We start from the raw sequence: 1,170 nt of genomic DNA on the forward strand, positions 1-1,170 counted from the left end.
GCCGCCGAGACGCCGTTCCTGGAGCTGCTCGCCCGGGGCGCGTCCGCCGACGCCTACGAACAGCCGGTGCTCCTCGCCCGCGCCGAGGGCCGGCCCGCCGAGCGGATCGCCGCGCTGGAGGAGGCCAAGCTGCTCGCCCTGCGGGTCCGCTCCGAGCTGGAGGGGCGGCGCCGCCGGGAGGCCGAGCTGTCCGCCCTGTTCGAGACCGCCCACGACCTCGCCGGGCTGCGCGACCTGGACGCCGTCCTCCAGGCCATCGTGCAGCGCGCCCGCTCCCTGCTCGGCACCGACGTCGCCTACCTCAGCCTCAACGACCCGGCCCGCGGCGACACCTACATGCGGGTCACCGAGGGCTCCGTCGCGGCCCGGTTCCAGCAGCTGCGGCTCGGCATGGGCGAAGGGCTCGGCGGCCTGGTGGCGCAGACCGCCCGCCCCTATGTCACCGACGACTACTTCCGCGACGACCGCTTCCAGCACACCGTCCCCATCGACACGGGCGTGCGCGACGAAGGGCTCGTGGCCATCCTCGGCGTGCCCCTGATGCTCGGGAACACCGTCATCGGCGTGCTGTTCGCCGCCGACCGGCGGGCCCGGGTCTTCGAGCGGGAGCAGATCGCGCTGCTCGGCTCCTTCGCCGCCCTGGCCGCGGCGGCCATCGACACCGCCAACCTGCTCGCCGAGACCCGGTCCGCGCTCGCCGGACTGGAGCGCGCCAACGAGATCATCCGCGACCGCAGCGGCGTCATCGAGCGCGCCTCCGACGTCCACGACCGGCTCGCCGAACTCGTCCTGCGCGGCGGCGGGGTGCACGACGTGGCGGCCGCCGTCGCCGAGGTCCTGGACGGCACCGTCGAGTTCACCGAGGCCGCCGCCGCGCCCGCCCGCGCCCTGCAGTCCTCCCGCGCCGAGGGCCACGCCGTCCCGCACGGCGACGACTGGATCGCCGCCGTGGCCGCCGGCGGCGAACTCCTCGGCGCGCTCGTGCTGCGCGGGCAGCCCGGCCTCGACCCCGTCGACCAGCGCACCCTGGAACGGGCGGCCATGGTGACCTCGCTGCTGCTGCTGGCCCGGCGGTCCGCCGCGGAGGCGGAGCAGCGCGTCCGCGGTGAACTCCTCGACGACCTGCTCGACGCCCGGGACCGCGACCCGCGCCTGCTGCGCGAGCGCGCG

Annotated in this window: 1 protein-coding gene; it reads left to right on the forward strand. The window is 76.5% G+C overall.

Translation table 11 applies throughout. The annotated features are described in order from the left end of the window. Nucleotides 1-1,170, forward strand: a 1,170-nt coding sequence (locus G3I53_RS26745) for a GAF domain-containing protein (protein ID WP_164438857.1), incomplete at both ends; no start/stop codon positions are given.

Source organism: Streptomyces sp. SID14436 (assembly GCF_010548465.1).
Classification (GTDB): domain Bacteria; phylum Actinomycetota; class Actinomycetes; order Streptomycetales; family Streptomycetaceae; genus Streptomyces.